A 23,360-nucleotide genomic window follows, 5' to 3' on the forward strand; every position below is an offset into this window, starting at 1 on the left:
GCGAGAGCGGCGAATTTACTCTGTTTGCAGCGTTTGGGAGAGGAGTGAGTTTATGACTAAGGCGGCAAGGCATATCGGCGTTGTTGGCACCGGAGTGTATCTGCCGGCGACATACATGACCGCCAAAGAAGTGGCAGAAGCCACTGGCGGACGTTGGGCTGAGGCTGATGTCGTCAGCAAGCTTGGCTTTAGCAAAAAAACGATTCCCGGTCTGGATGACGGCACGCAAGACATGGGCGTGCGCGCAGCTAACGATTGCTTGCTGCGAACCGGCGTTGACCCTCAGGAGCTCGATCTGATACTTTGCATTGGTGAGGAGTGGAAAGAGTATCCACTGACTACATCTGGCATCTATATTCAGGAGCAGATCGGCGCCTGCCGCGCCTGGGCGATTGATGTGCAGCAACGCTGCTGCAGTTGCGTGGCTGCCATGAAAATTGCCAAAGATATGATGCTGGCTGATCCGAAGCTTAACACCGTAATGGTTGTTGGCGGTTATCGTAATGGCGACTTTGTCAACTACCAGGACCCTGCGATGTCGATGATGTATAATCTAGCCGCAGGCGGCGGCGCGATCATCCTGAAAAAGGACTATGGCCGCAATGCACTGCTGGGTTCGCATCTGATGACAGATGGGTCGTTAGCGCGTGATGTTGGCGTGCGCTATGGCGGTACGGCTGAACCGATTAGCGGGGAAAACCTGGGTAAAGCGTATAAATCCTTGCAAATTTTTGATGAAAAGCATATGAAAGACCGCTTAAATGTGGTGTCTATGGATAACTGGCTGTTGTGCATCGATCAGGCAGCTGAAGAGTCCGGCTTGACTCGCCGTGACATCAGCTATCTGGCTGTATTGCATTTTAAGTATTCCATGCATAAGCACATGCTGGAGCTACTTGGACTGTCGGAAGAACAGTCTGTCTATCTATCTGAATTCGGTCATATCGGACAGATTGACCAAATCCTCTCGCTGCAACTGGCACTCGAACAAGGCAAGGTTCAAGACGGAACCGTTATTGCCATGATCGCGGCCGGAATTGGTTATGCCTGGGCAGCGAATATCATTAAATGGGGACCTGTTTCCTAGCTTCGGCTATGCCGCTCTTGTGTGCATTGCTAGTTGGAAACAGCCGCCAATGCATAGCGGGAGTGGAATATATGTCGATTGCCAGCGTAAATAGAAAACGATAATTTTAAGTGCCAAGGTTAGTAAGCAAGGCGCCTAACCAGGGTGCCTTGCTTTCTTATTGCCAAAAATCAGGAGGCGTTATTGATGGATCATCAGGCGATGTTTCGTAACAAACAGATCAGCAGGGAGCAAGCCCTGGACAAAGTGAAGACAGGCGATCATATCGTGGTCGCCATGGCGGGTGCGGAGCCGCAGGGTTTTATGAGCGCATTGCACACTTGCTCGCCACGAGTCAAAGATGTGGTCATTTCCACTTGTTTGAACATGCAGAATTACCCATTCTTCGTTGACCCTGCCATGAAAGGCCATTTCCTCAATGAAGGCTGGTTTTACAACCCGGCCATGCGCAAGGCGCAGGCTCAGCAAACCGTGTCCTTTATTCCTAACAACCTGCACTTTGCCGGCAGCAAGCGGCTGGCACACCGCAAACCTAGCATCTTTGTCGGCATCTGTACTCCGCCTGACAAGCATGGCTATGTTTCTTTAAGCTTGAGCTTGACCTATGAACAGGAAATGATCGAAAACGCCGATCTGGTTATTCTCGAAGTGAATGCAAATATGCCGCGCACCCTTGGCGAAACGGCAGTACATGTGTCGGCAGTCGACTTTTTTATTGAACACACGATACCGGTGCCTGAATTAGCGGTGATTGAGCCAAGTGAGAAGGATCGGCGGATCGGGGAATATATCGCCGATTTGGTCGAGGACGGCTCGACCATCCAGCTCGGCATCGGCGGTATCCCGAACGCTGTCGCGCAAGGACTAATGAGTAAGAAAGACCTGGGTATTCATACCGAGATGTTCACCGACGGTATGGTGGATCTGTACCAGGCTGGAGTTATCACCAACCGAAAAAAAACGCTGCATCGCGGCAAGATGGTGGCGACGTTCGCTCTAGGAACGAAAAAACTCTATGACTTCATTGACGATAATCCGGCAGTGGCATTGATGCGAGGCTGCCAGGTCAACGACCCCTTTGTTATCGGTCAGAATTATAAAATGGTATCGATTAATACCACGATGGAGATTGACCTAACCGGCCAGTGCTGCTCAGAGTCAATCGGCCACAGTCAATTTAGCGGCACAGGCGGTCAGGCAGATACTGCCATCGGCGCTCAGTTGTCTCCAGGCGGCAAGTCAATCATTGCCCTCTATTCAACAACTAAAAATGACTCGATTTCAAAGATTGTGCCATTATTGACTCCGGGAGCGGTTGTGTCCCTGCAGCGCAATGATGTGGACTATGTTGTTACCGAATACGGCGTTGCCCAACTGCGCGGCACCTCGGTGCGTCAGCGCGTAAGCCGTCTAATCGCCATCGCGCATCCAGCCTTCCGCGACCAGCTAGCCGCTGAGGCGGAAAGGCTGCAGATTTGGTGATAGTATGGATCAAAACAGTATCGTCATGTCCTATATGGTCCGCTGCACGGTAGAACCCAATGGCTGCTTCCGGGTCTTCACCCGCCAAATCGCCAGCGGCGAAGAACACCATTTCAGCAGCCTTGAAGATGCCTTCGACTATATCGGGCAGCAAATGAAAGAAGCGCAGGAAGAGTCAGGTCAATAAATCGATGTCAAGGGCACCCTCCGTGCCGTAATCTTTCGTATCACAATCATCCGTATCTAGGCCGTTCAGATGCTGAGGGCATAGCAACGGCCGATAAAGGAGGCATATCATGATTGCTGATCTGTTAATCGGCGGCAGTGTCAACGGCGCCTTCTACGCGCTGCTCGCGCTCGGATTCTGCCTGATGTTCGGAGTAGCCAGGATTGTGAATCTTTATCATGGCTCGTATTATCTCTTAGGGGCCTATTTCTATTATGTCTATAGTGTGTTTGCCGGTCTGCCGCTGTTGCTTGCAGCATTGACTTCGCTCGCATCGGTGGTGGCTATAGCCCTATTCCTTGATCGCTATGTCATCAGCCGGGTTCGCCAGTCGGCAACCACGGTGATGATTCTGACTTTGGGGCTGGCTAGTTTCACCCAATACCTGGTTAGAATTATTTTTGGCGCGAAATATCTGAATGTTAAGGGATTTGTTGAGGGTAGTATCAACGTGTTCGGTGTGGTCGTTCCTTCAACCCGTGCGCTTGCCTTCGTCGTATCGATTGTATTGATCGTCTGGCTATGGCACTTTATCCGTCGCACTTCAACTGGCAGGGCGATCATGGCGGTGGCGCAGGATAAACTGGCTGCGACATTTATGGGAGTCAATGCCGACCGGGCATATCTCTTAACCACCGCCATTTCCGCTTTCCTAGCTGCGTCGGCTGGTGTTCTGGTCGCGCCTTTTCTAACAGTTGAGCCAGCCATGTGGCTGTTCCCGCTGATTAAAGCGTTTGCAATTGTTATCCTTGGCGGGTTAGGCAGTCTGGAAGGCAGTGTGATTGTATCTTTTCTTTTAGGCTATATCGAAACTTTTGTATCGCTTGCCATATCCACCAATTTGCGGGAATTGGTTTTCTTGGCAGTTGTACTGGTGGTTCTCATCGTTAAACCGTCTGGCCTGATGGGTAAAGCGGGGAGGGCGTAGTTATGAAGAACATGACAGTTTCAAGCAAGCTTCTCTCTTTGCTGGTCGCCGCGTTATTCTTGTTTCCGTTGGTGTATGATGACGCCTACTTAATGAGCGTTCTGGTTCTGGCTTGCATCTATACCGTATATGTAGCGGCCTGGGATCTACTGTCAGGCTTCACCGGACAGGAAAACTTCGGCTTCGCCCTATTCATTGGCACAGGCGCTTACCTTGTCGGCTTTATCACCAAATTCGGCGGTGGAATCGCCCCGCTTTGGGGAATTCTTCTGGGCGGTCTGGCTGCCGCCAGCATCGGACTGGCGCTCGGAATCCCTTGCCTGCGACTGAAGGGACCTTACCTAGCTTTGGCTACTCTGGCTGCTGCCGCTATTGCCGACCGGTTAGCAATCATCTTTTCCAAATACACCGGCGGCGAAGACGGAATTTATGGTGTGGAGTTTTTGACTGGCGATCCGTTGACAGACTACTACGCGGCGCTAGTATTCATGGTGGTAAGTGTTAGTATTCTGTATATGATTGGTCGCTCACACATCGGCTTGCTGCTTAAAGCGATCCGTGAGGATGAGGCAGCCGCCGAGGCTGGCGGCGTAAACACCACTCTCTATAAAGTTGCCGCCTTTGTTGTCAGCGCCTGGTTCGGCGGCATGGCTGGCGCGTTCAATGCCCATTACCTGGGCTATGTGGGTCCGGATGCCGTGCTAGCTTCTCACATCTCGCTCAACATCATCATTATGGCGGTTGTCGGCGGAGCGGGGTCGATCATCAACGCCGCGCTGGGCGCGTTCGTGCTGGCTGTGGCGGCTGATTATCTAAAACACTTTGGCGAATATCACCTTCTCATTTATACATCGCTGTTAATTCTAGTCCTCCTGTTCATGCCAAAAGGTATTTTCTCCACTCTGGGAGCAAGACTGACAACCGGCTCGGCGGTGAAGGGAGGCGGCGTTCATGAACATCTTGGAGGTTAGCTCTCTATACAAACGGTTCGGCGGCTTAGAGGCAACAAAGGATGTCAGTTTTACGGTTCAGCAAGGCGAGATACTCGGCATTCTGGGGCCTAATGGGGCTGGTAAAACCACTCTTTTCAATCAAATCGCCGGCAGTTTCGCTCCGACGGCAGGCGCAATCGTGTTCGCTGGACAAGATATAACCGGACGCAGCGCGCACGCAGTAGCCAATCTCGGGCTGGCCCGGACTTTTCAGATTCCGCGGCCGCTGCATGGCCTAACTGTGCTCGAAAACGTGCTGGTTCCCTGCTATTCGCCGCGGGCAACCGGATTGATTGGCGGACGGAAATATGCGAAAGACTGGGCCAAGGCTGTGCTGATAACCGTTAGTCTGGATGACAAAGCAGATTTGGCAGTGGAAAAGCTGACTCATGGGGAACTGAAGAAACTGGAGCTGGCCAAGGCGCTGGCTTTGAAGCCGCAATTAATTATGCTGGATGAACCGTTTGCCGGTCTGGGGGTGCAGGAAGTCGCCCCTATCGCCGAGTCAGTGCGCAAGCTCAATCAAGAACATGGACTGACTGTGCTGATTATCGAACACAAGCTTAAAGAATTCATGAAGCTGGTACATAGAGTTATCGCCCTGAATTATGGCGAGAAGATTGCCGAAGGGACACCCCGCGATATTGTTAATAATCCGTTGGTGATTGAAGCCTACTTAGGGAAAGGGGGCGCTGCACTTGCCAGTATTGGAAACCCGTAATCTTTCCGTCCGTTATGACAGCGCGCTGATCCTTGAAGACATCTCGCTGTTTGTAGAGGAAAAAGAGTGCGTGGCTGTACTGGGGCCAAACGGCGCAGGCAAGACGACTTTGCTCAGGGCTATCTCAAGAGTGGCGCCAGTCTCGGGCTCAATTACTTATCTAGGCGAGGAGGTCAGTCGCTACCGGGCGCATGAGTTGGTGAAAAAGGGTATTGTTCACTGCCCGGAGCATAGGCGGCTCTTCCCAGATTTCACAGTTAAAGAAAACCTCGCAATGGGCGCATTCTTACGGCAGGATAAAGCCGAAGTCGAGGCAGATTTGGAGCGCTGCTACAGCATTTTTCCCCGTCTCAAGGAAAGACTGAACCAGATGGCTCGCACCATGAGCGGCGGCGAACAGCAGATGGTAGCCATCGCTCGAGCCATCATGGCCAGACCGCGACTGCTGATGCTGGATGAACCATCCATTGGACTGGCACAGATTGTTAAAGAACAAATCTTCCAGGGCGTCGCTGAGATCAAGCAACTCGGCGTCACCATCCTGCTGGTGGAGCAGGATTCCAACATGGCGCTCGGTATTGCTGACCGGCTGTATGTGCTGGAACACGGCCGGGTGGCGGCGGAAGGAACTCCGGCTGAGCTGTCGCGTGACACGCACATACGGGATTTATATTTGGGGATTTAGGAGAGACAGTTAGAGGTACGTTGGGGCACATTAACCGCAGAGTACGCAGAGTAACACAGAGGGTGCGCAGAGGGTTACTGAGTATGGTTTAGAGTTATAAATAACCTATCCCTCGTTCCCTCTGTGTCCACTCTGCGACCTCTGTGTACTCTGCGGTAAAACGTACCCTCGTTTCCAAAACTTCAAAATGAATAAAAAGTTGGAGGGGAAATGTATGGTAGGCAAAGGTAAGAAAAGCGTGGCCCTGTTTCTGGCGGTTGTGTTTAGTCTGAGCATTCTGTTGTTAGGCGGCTGCGGCGGCAAGCCGGCGGCGACCAAGGCGGATGCGCCGCTAAAAGTCGGCGTGATCGGGCCGTTTCAGACTGAGCACGGGGTAGCCATTAAGGAATCGGCAATGCTGGCGGCTGAGGAAATCAATGCTACTGGCGGCATCAATGGCCGGAAAATTGAATTAGTCTACGGCGACGACGAAAACTCAGCCGAAAAAGGTCTCGCAGCGTTGAAAAAGCTCTACACCCAGGACAAAGTCGACCTCCTGATGGGCGGCGTCGGTTCCGGCGTGGTTAACGGCATGATGGATGTCATGGCGCAAAACAAGAAGATCTGGCTGGGTACGGGCGCAGCCACTCCAGTCCTCATCGAACGAATAGCCAAAGACTATGAGAAGTATAAATATTACTTCCGGGTTGGTACCCTGGACTCGACAAATCAAGGGAATTCCATCGCTGAGTTCATCGTTGACGTTCTGAATAAAAAACACGGCATGACCAAAGCGGCTATTCTCTCTACCAATCTAAAGTACTCGCAAGATATCAGCGAGGCGGTTGCCAAGAAAATCGAGGCTGCTGGGTTGAAAGTAGTCTATCGCGAATACTTCAATTCTGACACCACCGACTTTTCGCCAAACTTTACCAACGCACAAAAGGCAGGCGCTGAGTTTATCATCAACACGATCCTCGGACCGGAAGGCATTACCTATGTGAAACAATGGAATGACAACAAAGTTCCTCTGCCTATTGTCGGCGCCATCGCTTTTGGCACGAAAGATGAATTTTTCAAGGAAACCGGTGGTAAAGCAGCCTTTGAGACAACCGCTAACCCGAACTCGGGCCCCGCGCCGCTGACACCGAAAACTCTGGCCTTTGCCAAAAAGTTCAAAGAAAAATATGGTCACTCGGCAAACTTCATTGCATACCCAGCCTATGATGCTCTCTATGTACTGAAAGATGCTGCCGAACGAGCTAAAACCTTTGATACCGACCCGCTGATTAAAGCGCTCGAAGCCACTGACTATAAGGGGGCATCACCAATCAAGTTCACGAAGGATCATGACTTGGTGTACGGCGGTTCAAATGCCCGCTTCGTCTTCTTCCAATTTGCCGAAGACGGCCAACGCTATGCGGTGTATCCGAAAGAGTTTGCGAATGCGGAGTATAAGCTGCCGTCCTGGATTAATAAGTAAGGTAGTAGTCAGATCGTTGATAAACGCCCATCTGCGTTGGCACCCGCAAGGGGTATGCCGCCAACTCCATTGAACAGGACGTTCAGGTGCCGCGAAGGCCATGGACGGCCGAGAGCGGCGAAGGGCGCTAAAGCGCCAAGAGTTGCGCAATAGGCCCGTCGCCCCATTGCTAGCGTACCCTTTCGTACGCGTCGCTGCTGGGTCGACGGACCTGCCTAGCACCTGGACGTTTCTGAACGATCTGGGAACGGGGTCTTGATAGATTGGGTCAGCCCGGCTTGCCGGGCTGATTATATGTAGTGGACGCTGCATTCATGGAGGAGGTAACCATGCAGGTAAGCAGCATCTTAGACCACTTTGTGGCCGCGGCTCCGGTGATCCAGGCGCTGCAGCAAGGTGATTTCACGGTATCGGTTAATGATGTTCAAAAGTGTCTTATATACCTGCCAGGCAAAAAGATCGATTTCGGCGTCAGGGCAGGTGATTTGCTGCAGCAATGCCACCTTGGCTATCGGGTTATCAGCGAGCGGCGCAAGATTATCTCCGAGGTAACGGCAGAAGCCAGTGCCTGGAACATTCCCTATAGGGCAGTCGGCGTGCCGCTAATTGAGGATAGCGGCGAGGTCGTAGGCTCAATCGTTTTGACAGAAGCGACACAACGCGAAAGTATGCTCAGAGAGCTGTCTGAGCAGGCAGATACCGTGATGGTGCAGTCTGTGACTGCGGTGCGTGAAATAGCGGTGCGAGCGGAGGGGTTAGCCGCCGCTGGCGGCCAAATTGGCGATGTGTCTGCAATGGTGTTGAATCAGATGAAGCACACAGACGATACCCTAGGGCTGATTCGCTATATCGCTGATCAGACACAACTGCTTGGCCTAAACGCAGCCATTGAGGCGGCGCGTCTGGGGCAACAGGGCCGAGCCTTTAATGTAGTCGCCTCAGAAGTTCGCACTCTTGCAAACCAAAGTGAGAAATCGGTGCAAGAGATTGCAAAGGGGTTCCAGATGCTTCGCGCCGAAACCGACCGACTTTCGACAGTCTCGCGGGAAGTCGGCCGAGCTTCCGGCGATCAGGCTGCTTCTACGCAGCAGATATTGGCCGGTATGGAAGGATTACAAGCGCTCATTAACAGCATGCGGAACTTGCTAGATCAATCTTCTTAATTAAAATCAGAATAATTCACTAAATTATAGAATATTCCCAAAGTTGTAACTGGTCTGTAACTAGCATTGTCTACAATGAAGATGACAAAAAACCTATATGGGGAGGATTATCATGAAACTGTCCAAACTTACTCGGCTGACAGCATGGCTGGCGCTGTTTGTCTTTGTTGGTGTGTTGGTTGCTGGCTGTGGCGGTGGGGCACCGAAGAAAACGGTTCCCGGCGTGACTGACACCAGCATTAAAATCGGTTCCTTTATGGCACTGTCCGGTCCGGTAGCTGCGGTCGGCGTTCCGGTTAAGAAAGGGATGGAAGCATACATCAAATATGTGAACGAGCAAGGCGGTGTGCATGGCCGCAAGATTGAGCTCCTGATCGAAGACGACCAGTTCAATCCGGCTAATGCACTAGCAGCGGTCAAGAAACTGGTTGAGCAAGACAAAGTGTTCGCTATTTCGCCATCACTGGGTACGCCTGGCGTTCTAGCGACCCTTGATTATCTGACAGATAAGAGTGTCCCATTCGTTTATCCGATGACTGGCGCTAGCCAACCAGCATATCCGCTGCGCAAGAATACCTTCACTGTGCAGCCCAACTATAATGACGAAGGCAGAATTCTGACCCAGTATGCAGCCGACAAGATGGGCGCGAAGAAGGTCGCCGTCCTTTGGCAGAACTCGGATATTGGCAAGCAGGGTCTCGAGGGTGTGAAAGCACAGCTTGATAAGGCTAACGTCACCCTGGTATACGATGGCGCTCATGATGTCAAAGACGTCGATTTCAGCACTCACATACTGAAAGCCAAAGCCGCAGGCGCGGATACCGTTGTGCTCTACACAGTGGTCGGACAATGCGCCGGCATTCTCAAGGAAGCGCAAAAACAAGGCTATAACGCCAACTTTCTGACCACCTATACCAACGCTGATCTGAATATCATCAAGTTGGCTGGCGACGCCGCGAATGGTTTGCTACTTGGCGGTTGGGTGCCTATCGCTGACCCCAACGAGCCAGCATTCAAAAAGTTCACCGAGATTTATCAGAAATACAACAACACGACCGAAATGCCGAGCGGTTTCGCCACAGCCGGCTTCATCGCCGGGGAAATCCTGGTAGAAGGCCTCAAACGCGCTGGTAAGGATATAGATCGCGATGGCCTGATCAAAGCGTTGGAAAGCTTTAAAGACTTTAACGGCATTCTTGCCAACGGCATCACCTATACAGCCGACTCTCACTCAGGCGTTAAATACTTGCTGCTGATTAAGGTGGAAAACGGCAAATTCGACATGGTGTCAAAAGATCGGTTTGTACTGAAACAGTAGACCAGGGATTCGAACCGCAGAGTACGCGGAGGGATCGCAGAGGGCTGCGGTTTATTATACAAAATGAATCCCAAACCCTTCGTGTACTCAACGCACCCTCTGTGTACTCTGCGGTTATCGTAGCCTATTTCGCCAGATTCGCTCCTGAAGGGAGAAAACACTGTGATTTTCATTCAACAAGTTATCAGCGGCCTTGCCACCGGTTGCCTCTACGCGTTGACTGCTTTGGGGCTGGTTCTTATTTATAAAACAACCGACGTTGTCAACTTCGCTCAAGGCGAGATGGCAATGTTCTGTACCTTTGTCGCTTTTAGTCTGCTTTCTTTGCATACGCCGTTTTGGCTGGCGTTGGCAGGTGCGCTGGCGGTTGCCGCTCTCTTAGGCGTATTTCTTGAGAAAGCTTTTATCCGGCCGCTGGCCAAGGCGTCGCTCTTAAATGTCCTAATCATGACCATCGCCCTGATGATGGTGATTAATGGTCTCGCGGGTTGGATTTGGGGCTTTGAGCCACACAATTTTCCGACTGCGGTCAGTGGTCAACCGGTGAAAATTGGCCAGCTTGTCATTACTCTGCCTGATGTTTTGAACTTAGTGGTGACCTGTGTCATTATGGTAATCTTCTATGCAGTATTCAAATATTCTCTGGTCGGCATTGCGATGCGAGCCGTTGCGGAAAACCGCCTGGCAGCCCGCTTGATGGGTGTCAAGGTTAACCGCGTATTGTCGACCACCTGGGCGGTTGGCGCCATGCTTGGCGGGATAGCTGGCGTGTTTATTGCTCCGGTTACCTTCTTGGATATCAATATGATGTCAGAGGTCATTATTAAAGCCTTTACCGCCGCAGTGCTTGGCGGCTTCAACAGCCTGCCTGGCGCGGTGTTGGGCGGTTTGAGTCTAGGCGTGCTGGAAAACTTGGTAGCTGGCTACATCTCAACTGAGATGAAGGGGTCATTTGCCTTTGCACTAATCGTCGCCGTTCTCTGCGTGAGGCCAACCGGTATTCTTGGCACGGTGGAAAGGAAAAAGGTGTAGCATGAAACGATACTTACGATGGCTGCTTCTGCTTATAGTAATTTTACTGCCGCAAGCCGTTCCATACTTCACCGAACCATCCTATTACTTTTATCTCATTGATCTGATGGGCATTTTCGCCATAGGGGCGCTCGGGCTTGGCTTGTTAATCGGCTTTGCCGGGCAAATATCCATGGGCCATGCCGCCTTTACTGCCATTGGCGCTTTCTTTTGCGGGTTCACAACCCTCAAACTGGGGTGGTCGTTCTGGCTGGCTTTACCCTTGTCATCACTGGTAGCCGGTCTTGCTGGCTATGCTCTCGGTTTCCCGGCGCTGCGCCTGTCTGGGCAGTATCTGGCGATTGCAACCCTTGGCTTTGGTGTGGCCGTGCCGCAGATTTTAGTCAAATGGGAAACCGTCTCAGGCGGCTTTGACGGACTCAAACCCGCTGCGCCGCTGTTGTTCGGCTATAAGCTGTCAGCAGAAGAAGACTACTTTTATCTAGTGCTTGTCTGTTTAGTTATCGCAGTTTGGCTGGCAAAAAATATTGTTAACAGCCGCACCGGACGCGCCTTCATCGCAGTCCGGGACAGTGAAACTGCCGCTCAGGCAATGGGCATCAATCTCACTCATTACAAAACCTTGGCCTTTGCATTGAGCGCAGCGTATGCCGGTCTGGCAGGCGGACTTTACGCACACCTGGTCCGGTTCATCGGCGCGACAGATTTCCATCTGGGAATGTCAGTCAACTATCTGACCATGATTGTTGTCGGCGGTCTGGTCAGCATCCCTGGATTTGTTGCTGGCGCAGGTTTTATTGTCGCTTTGCCGCATGTTCTTAATTCAGTCAGTCGGGGCTTTCCGGCAGGTATGAAAGCCGTGGCCCAGAATTTGCCGCAGGTATTGACAGGCGTGATTCTCATCTTGGTCGTGTTATATCTGCCACGGGGGCTTGTTCAAATATGGTCTTCCCTTTCCGAGCGTTTGAAATTTCGCAGGATAGCAGGAGAGGGGGAAAAATCATCATGCCGCTAATGCAGCTTGACGGAGTAACCGTACAGTTTGGCGGATTGACAGCCGTTAATGAATTAAGCTTTGCGGTAGCCGAAAAGACCATCCACGGGTTAATCGGCCCTAACGGGGCAGGCAAAAGCACGGTATTCAATTGCCTCAGCCGCTTTTATCAACCGGCAGTCGGAAAAATAGACTTTGCTGGGCGGGACTTGTTAGCGCTCCGCTCAGACCAAGTTATGAATCTCGGTATTGCCCGGACCTTTCAAAATGTTGAATTATTTCGTGGCATGACAGCGCTCGAAAACGTGCTGGTCGGCCAGCACAGCCTGGGAGGCAGCGGTTTCTTCGGCGATCTGTTTGCAACCAGCAAGGTGAAGCAGGCAGAGTCGGCGCGGCGTCAGGCGGCCATGGAGGCTCTTGAGTTTCTGGGGCTGGCTGATACGGCGAATTCCCTTGTTGGCTCTCTACCCTATGGTAAACAGAAACTGATCGAATTTGCCCGGGCCTTGGTATCAAAGCCAAAGCTGCTGCTCTTAGATGAACCGGCGGCTGGACTCAATCCGCAGGAAACCAGTCATTTAGGCGATCTGATCGTCGAACTGAAAGATAAGCTAGGGATTACGATACTACTTGTGGAACACGACATGTCTTTGGTCATGAGGATTTGCGATACCATCACGGTAATGGAATTCGGCCGCAAGATTGCCGAAGGTGACGCTAAGACTATTCAAAACAATCCTGCTGTCATCAAAGCCTATCTGGGGGAGGGCGAGGCGAGTGCTTAACATTACCGGCATTGATGTCTACTATGGCCGGGTCAGGGCGCTCGATGGAGTATCCATCCATGTCCCGGAAGGAAAAATCGTTACATTGCTTGGCGCGAATGGGGCAGGCAAATCGACTACTCTTAAAGCCGTATCCGGTATTCTACCGGTCGCCCAAGGAGAAATCAGCTTTATCGGCAAACCGTTAAATGGCGTTCCTGCTGAAGAGATTGTCAGTCTGGGAGTCATCCATGTCCCTGAGGGAAGACAAATTTTTGCTCACCTGACTGTAGAAGAGAACCTTAGAATCGGGCTATATGCGCGTAAAGATAAGTGGAATTTCAAAACCGAGCTAGAACATGCCCTGAATTATTTCCCGGCTTTGGCAACTCGTTTGGCGCAAAAAGGTGGTACCCTTTCCGGTGGCGAACAGCAAATGCTGGCAATTGCCAGAGGTTTGATGGGGAAACCGCGATTACTGATACTAGATGAGCCTTCACTGGGTTTGGCGCCCAAAATTGTCGCTGATATATTCACCATAATAAGAAGACTAAATAAAGAAGGAACTACCGTTTTGCTGGTGGAACAAAATGCTAATATGGCGTTAAAAACTGCCGATTACGCCTATGTACTGGAAATAGGACGGGTTGTAATGGCGGGAGAAGCGTCTGTACTGCTCAAAGACGATAGAATTCGGCGCTCGTATTTGGGCGGACATGGCTGATAGGGGGAATAGTCAATGAGCACTCTCTACACTTTACGCAAGGGCAAACCTGGAGCGAAACGAATTGTCCTGATTCATGGCAACATGGCCTCCACTCGTTGGTGGCAAGGCGTTATCAATATCATGGCTGAGGAATTTGAACTATTGGCGCTTGATTTACGGGGCTATGGCAAAAGTCCGGAGGGACTGGCAACAGTCAGTCTGGTAGATCATGCGGCAGATATTGCCGAACTGGTAAAAATTGAAGAATTCGCCCCGTTCACTCTGGTCGGTCATTCGCTCGGCGGCGCGGTGGCCATGCAGTTCGCAGCCTTATATCCTGACATGCTTGAGGGGCTGGTGCTCGTTGATTCTGCTCCGGTCGATGGCATGAAAGATATCAAATATGACCTGGTGCAGATGATGCTGGATAATCAGATGATTCTGCTGGCAGCGCTCAAGTCTACCCTAGTCAAGCCAGTATCGGAAGAAGTCTGGGCCGGCTTTGCTGAGGATTGTCTGCTTGGCGCCAAATCGGTGATGGCCAACACCCGCGCGCTTGACGGCGCCGACTTTACGGCTGCCGCTCGTGCCTTTGCTAAGCCTGTGCTGGTCATCCATGGTGAACAGGATAGAGTGGTTCCCGTCGCCGAGGCTGAGAAAGCAGTCGCTGCCTATCCGAAAGGTCAGTTAGCGGTCGTGGCAGGAGTCGGACACAACCCGCAGGTAGAGGACGCCGCGACATTTACACAATTGTTAGGAGACTTCGTCCGGACATTGTAGCGGCTGTTATAAAATGCCCATATGCGTCGTTGCCAGAGCCGTTGAGGTCCTCAACGTACCTGCGCTGTACGCCTCCGGCCTCGCCGGCTCTGGCGCCTAGCCTCTGAACATTTTCTAACAGCCGCCCTATTTATGGTTGCGCGTTTCTTGAAACACGCTCTAATAAGGAGGACCATATGAGACGAGCGAGAATTTCCGGTGTGGGCATGTGGGTCCCACCGCTGCGATTGACTAATGAGGAACTAGGCGTACGCATGGGTAAGCCGGTTCCGCTGAATATTGAGACGAAACTGGGTATCAAAGCCCGCCACATCACTGGTGATGATTTCTCCAGTGCTGATCTGGGTACAGAAGCTGCCAAGGCGGCTCTGGCCAATGCAGGCTTAAATCCGGAAGATATTGATATGGTAATTGTCACCTCTGACACGCCAGAGTACATCAGTCCGCCGACCTCAGCGGTTGTGCAGGGTAGATTGGGGGCAGTCAACGCAGGCATCTTTGATGTCAACGCCTCCTGCACCGGCTTTGTGGCCACGTTGGATTTGGCTTCCCGCATGATCGGCTATGACCAAACCTACAAACATATCCTGGTTGTCGGTACTTATAACATGACCAAGTTTGTTGATTTTACCAACGAGAAAGTTGCTCCCATCTTTGCCGACGGTGGCGGCGCGGTGGTACTGTCAGCCACTGAGGCGGATGGCTCCGGCTACCTGTCAGCCAAGCTGGTGGCAGATGGCACCCAGTATGACTTCCTCGGCATCTATGCTGGTGGCACGAAAAACCCGATCAGCCATGAAGCCATTGATAAAGGTGAACATCTGCTGACCTTCCTTAAACCATTGCCTGGGGACCGCAATGTCAAGCTCTGGCCGCCGTTAATTGATGAAGCACTTAAGCGGGCAGGACTGACGCTGGCTGAGGTCAAACATCTGCTGTTTACCCAGATTAACAAATCTGTCATCGAAGAAGTCATGGGCATTCTCGGCCTGCCAATGAGTCAGACAACCTGTTCTATGGATAAGTATGGCTATACCGGCTCAGCCTGCATCCCGATTGCCTTGCATGAGGCCGTTGAGGCAGGCAGCATTCAGCCAGGTGACATAGTTGTCATGGTGGGTTCAGGGGTTGGCCTATCCTCAGGCGCAGTCATATTTCGATGGTAAGTTCGAAATCCGCAGCGGTGAAAGACAAAGGAGGGAATGAACGAAAAGCCGCTGTTCATAGACGGAAGGTAGAGAAAGGAAACTTGGACACTTTTACTACGCCGTCGGATGACCAAAAAATAAGGAGGAGAAACCGCAATGAACAAGAAAATAGTTCTCATTATGGCGGCGCTTTGTCTACTTGTCTTCAGTGTCCCGGCGTTTGCGGCCGAGGCCGACGTATTCTCCGATGTACCCGCTAATCATTGGTCGTACCAAGCCGTGAAGAAACTCACCCAAGACGGAATCATCGTCGGCGACGCTGGTCGCTTTAATGGCGACAAAGGACTTACCCGCTACGAAATGGCAGTGCTGGTCGGCAACGCTATGACGAAAATCGAAAAAGCTGATGCTGAACAAAAGAAGCTCATCGATAAGTTGTCCCGCGAGTATAATGCAGAACTGACTAAGTTGGGCGCAAGACTGGCGAAGGTAGAAGCTAAATCGAAGGTTAACTTCTTCTTTGATAATCGGATTCAGTATAACTATACTAGCTTGAAGCCAGGCGACAAAGGTGCCGCATTTGGTGGTACTAACAACATCGATCAACAGCATCAATTCATGGAACGTATCCGTATGTACATGAACGTGCCGGTTGGCGATACTTGGGAGTGGAATTCCCGTGTGGTACAAGCTAAATTCAACATCAACAACTCTAGTGATACTTCCTTCCGGATGGACCGCTTCTGGTTGACTGGCAAGAATATTCTTGATGGTAAAGTTGAGATCGGTAAGATGATGCTTTATCCTGGTAAAGGTACATTCTATGGTGATACCGGTGACTTTGAAGGCATTTACTATTCCCGTGACTTTGATAAACTGGCTATGCGCCTCGGCGGTGGACGTAAGGGCACCGCAGCCAACGCTCCTGCCGCACCAGGAGCCTCTAAGGAAAATAAAGTTGCCTTTGCCGAATTCAGTTACAAATTTGATAAAACAGCTGACCTCGGCTTCTACATGCTAGAGAATACTTCCGGTTTCACAAGTGCAGCAGACTATAAAAATATGAAGATGTTCGCGGTAAACGGTGCTGCTGAGATTCCTAATACTGGTGGTCTCGCGTTATCATTTGAATGGGGCAAAAACCACGTAGATGACACAGTGCTTATCCCGGGCATTGCTGAGATGAAGGGTGGCCAAACTGGCTTTTTCGTCGCTCTGCAATCCAAATACAAAGCTACCAACTACATGCCTGCTCTTTACACCTCAATGGTTAATCCTTTCGTCCAAGGTGATCATGGCTGGGCCGTGTCCTATCGTCGACTCGAGCCGGGCGTAGCAGGTTTCGCCAATGCAGGAGCTTTCAGTTGGGTACCGCTAACCACTGACAACGATGGAACCTGGCAGAACAACTATAATGGTGTTAAAGCTTGGCGTTTTGACTACATATACGTTCCTTGGAAGAACGTCCAATGGACCTTCTCTTATGACCGTAGCCAGCCGCTTGACAAAGGTACTCAAGGCGACTGGACCAACAACAGCTATCAATCCACTTTCAACTTCTTCTTCTAATCCTCCTCAAACTCAATTTAGTAGGGGAAGGCCCCGGCTAACCACCGGGGCTTTGCGCCTTTTACAATTAGGTAAGAGTTGCTTTCGAAGACTGTTTTTCAATAATGCGAAGTTCGAAAGGGCGAGAGAAGATCGCCCCGCTTCGGCCCCGAACGCTATGTCATCTATGGCCATCATTGCGGATGACGGTAAAAGAGATTGAGCAGTTTTACGTTTCATTGCGAGGCCTTGTGCCGAGCAATCTTCCATGTCTCCAACTGCCAATGCACTTTCCAAAATGACATTGACCTGAATCCCCCAGTCTGGGGGTTAAATAATTACTAAACTGGAGGGATAATCATGAAGAAACTATCTCTACTTTGCCTGCTAACGTTCGCTCTCACCTTGTTCGTTCCCTTTGCCGCCTTCGCTGCCGAACCCCAAGTCCCGACCGGCTTCCCTAAAGGTTTTACTGCACCGGTTGACGATACCAAAGGCACACCGATCGGCGGCTACGGCGGTGGCTCTGGTGCGATTACCCACAACCCGGTCATTTTTGTTCACGGCAATACCCGTAACGCCAACGATTGGCTGCCTGTCTACAAATATTTTCTCAGCAAAGGCTATACGCCGAATGAGCTATGGACTCTAAGCTGGGGCAATAGTTCTATTCAGAATGTCGACGCCAATGACGAGAACATCGGCGACATCCGCAACTTTATCGAAGAAGTGTTGCGCTATGCGCAAACCATTAACTCAAATGTCAAGAAGGTCGATGTTATCTCCCATTCCTTAGGCCCAACGATTGTCCGCAAGTCAATCCAAGTCTACGCCCTTGAGGAAGTAATCGGCACCCATGTCATGATCGCCGGCGCCAACCACGGCATGGAACTTTGCGCCCCTGGCATCAATGTTGTCTGTGACGAACTCTATCCAAACAGCCCCTGGCTACAGGCTCTAAACAGCCCAGCCGAGAACCCTGCGCCGATCAAGCATGTTACCATATATGATGGCACAGGCATATATGACACCGCCTTCAAGAGCGAAAAGATCAAAGACAGTCCAGCGATTAAAGGTGGCGTCAATCATCCGATTAATGTCGAGCAAAAACTGACTCTGAATCACGATGAACTGCGTATCCATCCTGCGTCGATGGAATTGCAGTACCAATCCGTCAAAGATAACCTAGTCGAAGCCTCGAAGAAATGAGGCGGATCCTTCAGCCCGGTCGGGGCTGGGAAGGACTAGGCTGAGAAATAGTTTTTCAATAAAAAGGGGCTGTGTGAAAACACAGCTCCTTCGTCGCTCTTGGCCGCGTGGCCTTCGCGACGCTTGAATGTCTTGTTTAATGGTGTCTTGTACCTTTGCATATGCAAGCATAGAAGGGGTCTTCTTAACGCCCGATTGTCACCTGCGTGCCGAGGGGGACGATCCTCGCCACCGCCAACACATCCCGATTATGCATGCGAATACAGCCGTGAGACACAAATCCGCCGATTGAAGCGGGGTTGTTCGTGCCGTGAATGCCGTAATGAGGAACACTAAGCCCCAGCCACATCGCGCCAAATGGGCCGCCAGGATTGGGATTTTTACTAGCAATCGCAAACGTGCCAATCGGAGTCGGGGTAGTGGATTTGCCGACACCAATTGGATAACTACGAATTAAAGCTCTATCTTGATACAATCGCAACTGGCGGGCTGATAGAGAGATGGTTATCGAATACGCCATTTTAATCACCTCGCTTTTGCAGTGTATTCACCGCAACGCGAATCGGTTCGACTTTTTAAGGCCAAATTTCCTTCATTTAAGTAGGCAGGAATCGGGTATTATATACAGAATATTTTAATAATAGCTAGTAATCCTTTAATGGGGGGAGCATATGACAGAGGTTGTAATTGTAGGGGCAAAGCGGACGCCAATCGGCGATTTTCTTGGTAAGCTCAAAGATGTTAGCGCGGTGGATTTAGGTGTGATTGCTGTTAACGCTGCGCTCAGCCAAGCAGGCGTCTCGCCAGATCAGGTTCAGGAAGTCGCTTGCGGTATGATCTATAAGGCAGGAGTCAAGGGTAACCCCGGACGGCAAATCCAACTCAAATGCGGTATGCCGGTAGAAGGCTATGCCTACACAGTTGATCAGCAGTGCGGCTCAGGCATGAAGGCGGTTGAGTTGGCCAGTCAGTCCATTATGCTAGGCAAAACCGATATTGCGGTAGCTGTCGGTGTGGAAAGCATGACACAGGCGCCCTATTTATTGAAGAATGCGCGTGAAGGCTTCCGTATGGGACATGGTGAAATGGTTGATTCCATGTTGTATGACGGTCTCATCTGTGCGATGATGGGCTATCACATGGGCCTTACCGCAGAGAATTTGGCTGAGAAATACCAGATCACGCGGCAGGAGCAGGACGAATTGGCGTTGCTCAGTCATCAGCGGGCGATTGCGGCCATCGACAAACAGGTCTTTGCTGACGAGATCGTTCCGGTCAAGATTGAAACCCGCAAAGGAACCGTAGTTGTTGATACTGATGAACACCCGCGGCGAGATATTTCTCTGGACAAGTTGACCGCCATGAAACCAGCCTTCAAAAAGACTGGCACAGTTACAGCCGGCAATGCTTCAGGTGTCAATGACGGCGCGGCCGCGCTAGTGCTGATGTCGGCAGATAAAGCGAAAGAACTCGGAATTAAGCCGTTGGCGAGATTAGTTTCTACAGCTAACGTTGGCGTAGCACCGGAAGTCATGGGCATCGGCCCGGCGTATTCGGTGCCAAAGGCGATTAAGCTTGCAGGCCTTACTGCCGATGATATCGGCTATTACGAGATTAACGAAGCCTTTGCCGCTCAGTTCTTAGCGGTTAACCGTGAATTGAAGCTTGATATGGCGAAGGTTAATGCCAACGGCTCAGGCATCGGGCTTGGACATCCGGTGGGTTGCACAGCAGCGCGGATTATCGTATCCTTGATTTATGAGATGCAGCGGCGCGATGTGCGTTATGGGGTAGCTTCGCTTTGCGTCGGCGGCGGCCCGGCAATCGCCAGCGTGGTTGAAAAACTATAAGTCCCGGTAAAAAGCAGGGAAGACTGCTGCGCAGCGCAGAGTCTTCCCTTTTTTAGTCACTAGATTATATTCCTTCAAAGCTTGGTAGCTATATCATACACTCAACGCGGTGGACGTATCCACCACTCGTCCTGTTCCTGGTACTGTTTGCGCAGTGCAAGCAAATCCTTACGTCTGGCGATATATTCTTCTTTGATATCTTCTAACCTCTGCCCGTGCTCGGCCATGCCATGCAATGAAAAACGGCTGTGTTCCGGCGGGTTGAAGGTCAGCGCAAAGCCGCTAGCTTCTACCGTCAACTGCCCGGTCATGCCACACATGACGCAACGCACCTCTCCGGCGGGTGTAATCTGCAATAAGCTTGAACCACAGCCTTGGCAGGTGTGCGCCTCTTGTTGTTGGCAGCTATGGTCGCCGCCTTCGACTAATTTGCCTGCCAAAGCTCTTGCCTCAGCTAAAATCTCTGACTGCACGACTTCACCAGGATTGGCAGCGCGCACGACGAGCGTTCCCATTAGGTCGAGGTGTAAAAAGCGCGCAAAGTTCATTACAGCTTCCCGAGCATAGCCTTCCCAATCAGCTACACCGTAGCTTACTGCTGCCACACAGCGTTTGCCCTGAAATCTCTTGCCATCATTTAAAATAGAAATTAGGCGGTCGCCGATCAGCTTGATGCTGGTATGCGAGCCAAGAAAATAGCAAGGTGAAGCAATCACTACAACATCAGCCCACTCAATTTGCTGTAAGAAAAACGTTAGATCATCATTAATGATACAGGGTTTGCCAGAAGGTAGACAAGCATAACAAGCTCGGCAAGGCTCAACCAACAGCTCGCTCAGTCGTAACAGTCGCTTTTCGCCTGCCAGAGTTCCTAGCATTTCCTTCGCCAGGATCTCGCTGTTACCCAGCTTTCGTCCGGAGGCCACCAATCCCAAGATATTCAACCAAATCCCTCCTGATTCATGCAGGATGGTCATTGATTTCATCGTAGCGCTCGACCATCGCCGCAGGTTATGCCTTAAGTATATCATGCCTGCTCTGTTTTCGCATTTTTGAAAGCCATGGTCAGATATTAATGAAATAAGGATAAATATTTGGAAGATTTTGTTGAAAAAACAGGAAAATAGGTGCGGATAGAGAATATCTACAAATTAGGATAATTGGATGAGGTGGTCGCGATGAAGGGAACCGTAATCGGTACCTGGATAAACACATCCCGCAAGCTCTGGGGCAGCGAGGTTACTGCTGAAGCTATGCAACATGCAGGCTGGAGCCGGGATAAAATGTTCCTGCCGACAGAAGATGTCGATGACACTAAGCCAAGGCAATTTGTTGGCTTTCTGGCAAAAAACCTGCAGAAAAGTGAAGATGACATTTGGCTTGCCATTGGCAAAGACAATTTAAAAACGTTTTTCGAAGACTACCCAGCATTTTTTCGCCAGGAGAACTTATACTCTTTTTTGCGGTCAATGTATGATGTGCATGTAGTGATGGTTAAGCGGATCCCGGGCGCTAATCCACCGGAACTGCTGATCGAGCCGGTCGCAGAAAACCAAGCTGTGCTTAGCTACCGCTCAAAACGCGGCATGTTTGGCTATTTGCGCGGCTTATTGGCAGGTGCGGCTGAACACTTTGGCGAGAATATCACAACCGAAGTACTTGAATCATCGGCCGAGCACATGAAAATTGCGATTACCTTCCCAACGGCGATCAAGCGAACTAAGACGTATCGGCTAAATACACTATTTTCTTTCGGCGTGCTAAGAAATCTGTCGGTGAAAATTGGTGTCGTCGCAGCGCTGGTTACCGTTGCTGTGCAAGCCATACTGTCACTGGGCGGATTGAGCGCTCCTCTCTGGCAACCGGTTGTGACCGGAATTTCGGCCTGGTTAGGAGCGGCGCTGCTGCTGCGGCCATTTGGCTTTATTGGCGAACAGATTAAGGCGGTTCAAGACCGGCGCTATTTTGAGGAAATTACGCTGCGGTCAGGTGATGAGTTTGAACTGCTGACCGAGATGTTGACCCTGTATAAGCAACGCGTCAAGCGTGACTTTATTGGCTTCAAGGGCGTCACTGACGAGATGGATAAGTATGCGCAGAACTTTAACGGACTGGCTGACCGGATGCGGCAAACTTCAAATGAAATTTCGGGTGTTGTTCATGATGTGGCGACTGCAGCTACTAATCAGGCAGCAGAGACCGAAGTGGCGGTCGGCATTCTTAGCGGCAATTTGGAAACCCTGCGTTCAGTTGTCGCCGGTCAGAGCCGCAACAAGCAACAACTAGAGGTTGCTGTCAGCGAGATTAACAAAGGCTTTGCCGAGGTTCAATCATCAAGTACAAATTTGACCAATAGCCTGGATAAGTTTGTATCGGTTAAAGAGTCTGCCGAGGCGCTCGAAGTGCAGGCAACCAAGATTAATGAAATTACCGGTATGGTGGCGGCAATTGCCGGTCAGACCAACCTGCTCGCGCTTAACGCCGCCATCGAAGCGGCAAGGGCGGGAGAGCAGGGGCGCGGTTTTGCGGTCGTCGCTGAAGAAGTGCGCAAACTGGCAGAACAGTCGCAACACCACTCAGACAGTATCTCCGACGATCTGAAGGTTCTCATGGGAACAATTGGCGGCGTGGTTTCGCTAATTGAAGCTGAATATGATATTCTCGCCGCGGAAAGCCACCAACTCGACGCGGTTGTCCGCAACACCAGCGATCATGTCGGCAATATCCACGGAGTTGCCAACAATATCGTGGATATGATTGATAAATTGGAGCATGAGATGGCTGGGCTGAACCAGGTGTATGGCAAGATTGAATCTCTGGCTGCGATATCGGAAGAGAATTCTGCTGCCACTGAGGAAGTCAGCGCTTCGGTTCAGGATTATAATGATAAGCTTCGGGACATGATGGATAAGATTCGCGAGTTTAAGACGGTGATAGCCCACTTCGGCGAAGACATCAACCAATACCGGACGTAAGGCTGTTGATAAACGCCAATCTGCGTTGCACCCGCAAGGGGTATGCTGCCAACTCTAAGGCGCTGAAGCGCCAAGAGTTGCGCAATCAGCCCTGCGGGGGTGAGCTTGCCGTACTTGCCAGTACTGTCCGCGTTCATCTCCTCGGGCTGCCTAGCATCTCGGCATTTCTGAACAGCCTTAGGCCGAAGAACCTCGGAACCGTAGCGGTTCGAAAAACAAAATGGCCGACAGACTGTTGTCTGTCGGCCTAATTTCAACATATACTATGTATGCTTGTCCAAATGTAGTGC

At 51.1% G+C, this 23,360-nt stretch carries 22 protein-coding genes; 20 read left to right on the top strand and 2 right to left on the bottom strand.

Going from position 1 to position 23,360, the window contains the following annotated elements; genetic code table 11:
* The first annotated feature begins 52 nt into the window (after window positions 1-52).
* The 18 genes from AXX12_RS13425 to AXX12_RS13510 all read left to right on the top strand — a co-directional run bounded on the left by AXX12_RS13425 (window position 53) and on the right by AXX12_RS13510 (window position 18,245).
* Window positions 53-1,087 (top strand): 3-oxoacyl-ACP synthase, encoded by a 1,035-nt coding sequence (locus tag AXX12_RS13425; RefSeq protein WP_066243631.1) that lies wholly within the window; start codon window positions 53-55, stop codon window positions 1,085-1,087.
* 186 nt (window positions 1,088-1,273) lie between these two features.
* Window positions 1,274-2,569, top strand: coding sequence for an acetyl-CoA hydrolase/transferase family protein (locus AXX12_RS13430; RefSeq protein ID WP_066243633.1), 1,296 nt, complete (start codon window positions 1,274-1,276; stop codon window positions 2,567-2,569).
* Between the two features lie 4 nt (window positions 2,570-2,573).
* Window positions 2,574-2,756: a hypothetical protein gene (locus tag AXX12_RS13435; RefSeq protein WP_066243635.1), complete on the top strand. Its 183-nt coding sequence runs from the start codon at window positions 2,574-2,576 to the stop codon at window positions 2,754-2,756.
* A gap of 109 nt (window positions 2,757-2,865) precedes the next feature.
* Window positions 2,866-3,723 carry a branched-chain amino acid ABC transporter permease gene (locus tag AXX12_RS13440; RefSeq protein ID WP_082816865.1) on the top strand — a complete coding sequence of 286 codons (858 nt, stop codon included), beginning with the start codon at window positions 2,866-2,868 and terminating at the stop codon, window positions 3,721-3,723.
* Between the two features lie 2 nt (window positions 3,724-3,725).
* The gene (locus tag AXX12_RS13445; RefSeq protein WP_082816866.1) at window positions 3,726-4,694 is read left to right on the top strand and encodes a branched-chain amino acid ABC transporter permease; all 969 of its coding nucleotides are present in this window, start codon (window positions 3,726-3,728) and stop codon (window positions 4,692-4,694) included.
* Window positions 4,675-5,436 carry an ABC transporter ATP-binding protein gene (locus tag AXX12_RS13450; protein WP_066243640.1) on the top strand — a complete coding sequence of 254 codons (762 nt, stop codon included), beginning with the start codon at window positions 4,675-4,677 and terminating at the stop codon, window positions 5,434-5,436. The genes AXX12_RS13445 and AXX12_RS13450 overlap by 20 nt, the downstream gene beginning before the upstream one ends.
* On the top strand, window positions 5,414-6,121 hold the full coding sequence (locus AXX12_RS13455) for an ABC transporter ATP-binding protein (protein ID WP_066243644.1): 708 nt from the start codon (window positions 5,414-5,416) through the stop codon (window positions 6,119-6,121). Before AXX12_RS13450 ends, AXX12_RS13455 begins: the two co-directional genes overlap by 23 nt.
* Before the next feature lie 214 nt (window positions 6,122-6,335).
* Complete coding sequence (locus AXX12_RS13460; protein WP_066243647.1) at window positions 6,336-7,583, top strand: ABC transporter substrate-binding protein; 1,248 nt, start codon at window positions 6,336-6,338, stop codon at window positions 7,581-7,583.
* Window positions 7,584-7,912: 329 nt separating this feature from the next.
* Window positions 7,913-8,746 (top strand): methyl-accepting chemotaxis protein, encoded by an 834-nt coding sequence (locus AXX12_RS20025; RefSeq protein ID WP_066243649.1) that lies wholly within the window; start codon window positions 7,913-7,915, stop codon window positions 8,744-8,746.
* A gap of 112 nt (window positions 8,747-8,858) precedes the next feature.
* A complete protein-coding gene (locus tag AXX12_RS13470) occupies window positions 8,859-10,064 on the top strand; it encodes an ABC transporter substrate-binding protein (RefSeq protein WP_066243653.1) in 1,206 nt (401 codons plus the stop codon).
* Window positions 10,065-10,226: 162 nt separating this feature from the next.
* A complete protein-coding gene (locus AXX12_RS13475; protein ID WP_197470723.1) occupies window positions 10,227-11,096 on the top strand; it encodes a branched-chain amino acid ABC transporter permease in 870 nt (289 codons plus the stop codon).
* Window position 11,097: 1 nt separating this feature from the next.
* On the top strand, window positions 11,098-12,111 hold the full coding sequence (locus AXX12_RS13480; protein ID WP_066243656.1) for a branched-chain amino acid ABC transporter permease: 1,014 nt from the start codon (window positions 11,098-11,100) through the stop codon (window positions 12,109-12,111).
* Window positions 12,102-12,875: an ABC transporter ATP-binding protein gene (locus tag AXX12_RS13485; protein WP_066243658.1), complete on the top strand. Its 774-nt coding sequence runs from the start codon at window positions 12,102-12,104 to the stop codon at window positions 12,873-12,875. The genes AXX12_RS13480 and AXX12_RS13485 overlap by 10 nt, the downstream gene beginning before the upstream one ends.
* Window positions 12,868-13,578: an ABC transporter ATP-binding protein gene (locus tag AXX12_RS13490; RefSeq protein WP_066243661.1), complete on the top strand. Its 711-nt coding sequence runs from the start codon at window positions 12,868-12,870 to the stop codon at window positions 13,576-13,578. The genes AXX12_RS13485 and AXX12_RS13490 overlap by 8 nt, the downstream gene beginning before the upstream one ends.
* A 15-nt stretch (window positions 13,579-13,593) precedes the next feature.
* Window positions 13,594-14,340, top strand: coding sequence for an alpha/beta fold hydrolase (locus AXX12_RS13495; RefSeq protein WP_066243663.1), 747 nt, complete (start codon window positions 13,594-13,596; stop codon window positions 14,338-14,340).
* Between the two features lie 176 nt (window positions 14,341-14,516).
* Complete coding sequence (locus tag AXX12_RS13500) at window positions 14,517-15,506, top strand: 3-oxoacyl-ACP synthase III family protein (RefSeq protein WP_066243666.1); 990 nt, start codon at window positions 14,517-14,519, stop codon at window positions 15,504-15,506.
* A gap of 138 nt (window positions 15,507-15,644) precedes the next feature.
* Window positions 15,645-17,057: an S-layer homology domain-containing protein gene (locus tag AXX12_RS13505; RefSeq protein WP_066243669.1), complete on the top strand. Its 1,413-nt coding sequence runs from the start codon at window positions 15,645-15,647 to the stop codon at window positions 17,055-17,057.
* Window positions 17,058-17,396: 339 nt separating this feature from the next.
* Window positions 17,397-18,245 carry an alpha/beta hydrolase gene (locus tag AXX12_RS13510; protein ID WP_066243673.1) on the top strand — a complete coding sequence of 283 codons (849 nt, stop codon included), beginning with the start codon at window positions 17,397-17,399 and terminating at the stop codon, window positions 18,243-18,245.
* A gap of 184 nt (window positions 18,246-18,429) precedes the next feature.
* Here AXX12_RS13510 and AXX12_RS13515 read toward each other — a convergent pair whose 3' ends face one another.
* Complete coding sequence (locus AXX12_RS13515) at window positions 18,430-18,765, bottom strand: L,D-transpeptidase (protein ID WP_066243676.1); 336 nt, start codon at window positions 18,763-18,765, stop codon at window positions 18,430-18,432.
* A gap of 151 nt (window positions 18,766-18,916) precedes the next feature.
* On the opposite strand from AXX12_RS13515, the gene AXX12_RS13520 reads away from it, so the two are divergent.
* Window positions 18,917-20,095, top strand: coding sequence for a thiolase family protein (locus AXX12_RS13520; RefSeq protein WP_066243679.1), 1,179 nt, complete (start codon window positions 18,917-18,919; stop codon window positions 20,093-20,095).
* 101 nt (window positions 20,096-20,196) lie between these two features.
* On the opposite strand, the gene AXX12_RS13525 is transcribed toward AXX12_RS13520, so the two are convergent.
* A complete protein-coding gene (locus AXX12_RS13525; RefSeq protein ID WP_066243681.1) occupies window positions 20,197-21,039 on the bottom strand; it encodes a flavodoxin family protein in 843 nt (280 codons plus the stop codon).
* Between the two features lie 234 nt (window positions 21,040-21,273).
* Here AXX12_RS13525 and AXX12_RS13530 point away from each other — a divergent pair, with 234 nt between their 5' ends.
* The gene (locus AXX12_RS13530; RefSeq protein ID WP_066243684.1) at window positions 21,274-23,070 is read left to right on the top strand and encodes a heme NO-binding domain-containing protein; all 1,797 of its coding nucleotides are present in this window, start codon (window positions 21,274-21,276) and stop codon (window positions 23,068-23,070) included.
* The last annotated feature ends 290 nt before the right edge of the window (window positions 23,071-23,360 follow it).

It is taken from the genome of Anaerosporomusa subterranea (genome assembly GCF_001611555.1).
GTDB classification, from domain to species: domain Bacteria; phylum Bacillota; class Negativicutes; order Sporomusales; family Acetonemataceae; genus Anaerosporomusa; species Anaerosporomusa subterranea.

What these genes read in the sequence shown, in the direction of transcription:
- AXX12_RS13425 (WP_066243631.1), top strand. Translation starts at nt 53, where the DNA reads ATGACTAAGGCGGCAAGGCATATCGGCGTTGTTGGCACCGGAGTGTAT.
- AXX12_RS13430 (WP_066243633.1), top strand. Translation starts at nt 1,274, where the DNA reads ATGGATCATCAGGCGATGTTTCGTAACAAACAGATCAGCAGGGAGCAA.
- AXX12_RS13435 (WP_066243635.1), top strand. Translation starts at nt 2,574, where the DNA reads ATGGATCAAAACAGTATCGTCATGTCCTATATGGTCCGCTGCACGGTA.
- AXX12_RS13440 (WP_082816865.1), top strand. Translation starts at nt 2,866, where the DNA reads ATGATTGCTGATCTGTTAATCGGCGGCAGTGTCAACGGCGCCTTCTAC.
- AXX12_RS13445 (WP_082816866.1), top strand. Translation starts at nt 3,726, where the DNA reads ATGAAGAACATGACAGTTTCAAGCAAGCTTCTCTCTTTGCTGGTCGCC.
- AXX12_RS13450 (WP_066243640.1), top strand. Translation starts at nt 4,675, where the DNA reads ATGAACATCTTGGAGGTTAGCTCTCTATACAAACGGTTCGGCGGCTTA.
- AXX12_RS13460 (WP_066243647.1), top strand. Translation starts at nt 6,336, where the DNA reads ATGGTAGGCAAAGGTAAGAAAAGCGTGGCCCTGTTTCTGGCGGTTGTG.
- AXX12_RS20025 (WP_066243649.1), top strand. Translation starts at nt 7,913, where the DNA reads ATGCAGGTAAGCAGCATCTTAGACCACTTTGTGGCCGCGGCTCCGGTG.
- AXX12_RS13470 (WP_066243653.1), top strand. Translation starts at nt 8,859, where the DNA reads ATGAAACTGTCCAAACTTACTCGGCTGACAGCATGGCTGGCGCTGTTT.
- AXX12_RS13480 (WP_066243656.1), top strand. Translation starts at nt 11,098, where the DNA reads ATGAAACGATACTTACGATGGCTGCTTCTGCTTATAGTAATTTTACTG.
- AXX12_RS13485 (WP_066243658.1), top strand. Translation starts at nt 12,102, where the DNA reads ATGCCGCTAATGCAGCTTGACGGAGTAACCGTACAGTTTGGCGGATTG.
- AXX12_RS13495 (WP_066243663.1), top strand. Translation starts at nt 13,594, where the DNA reads ATGAGCACTCTCTACACTTTACGCAAGGGCAAACCTGGAGCGAAACGA.
- AXX12_RS13500 (WP_066243666.1), top strand. Translation starts at nt 14,517, where the DNA reads ATGAGACGAGCGAGAATTTCCGGTGTGGGCATGTGGGTCCCACCGCTG.
- AXX12_RS13505 (WP_066243669.1), top strand. Translation starts at nt 15,645, where the DNA reads ATGAACAAGAAAATAGTTCTCATTATGGCGGCGCTTTGTCTACTTGTC.
- AXX12_RS13510 (WP_066243673.1), top strand. Translation starts at nt 17,397, where the DNA reads ATGAAGAAACTATCTCTACTTTGCCTGCTAACGTTCGCTCTCACCTTG.
- AXX12_RS13515 (WP_066243676.1), bottom strand. Translation starts at nt 18,765, where the DNA reads ATGGCGTATTCGATAACCATCTCTCTATCAGCCCGCCAGTTGCGATTG.
- AXX12_RS13520 (WP_066243679.1), top strand. Translation starts at nt 18,917, where the DNA reads ATGACAGAGGTTGTAATTGTAGGGGCAAAGCGGACGCCAATCGGCGAT.
- AXX12_RS13530 (WP_066243684.1), top strand. Translation starts at nt 21,274, where the DNA reads ATGAAGGGAACCGTAATCGGTACCTGGATAAACACATCCCGCAAGCTC.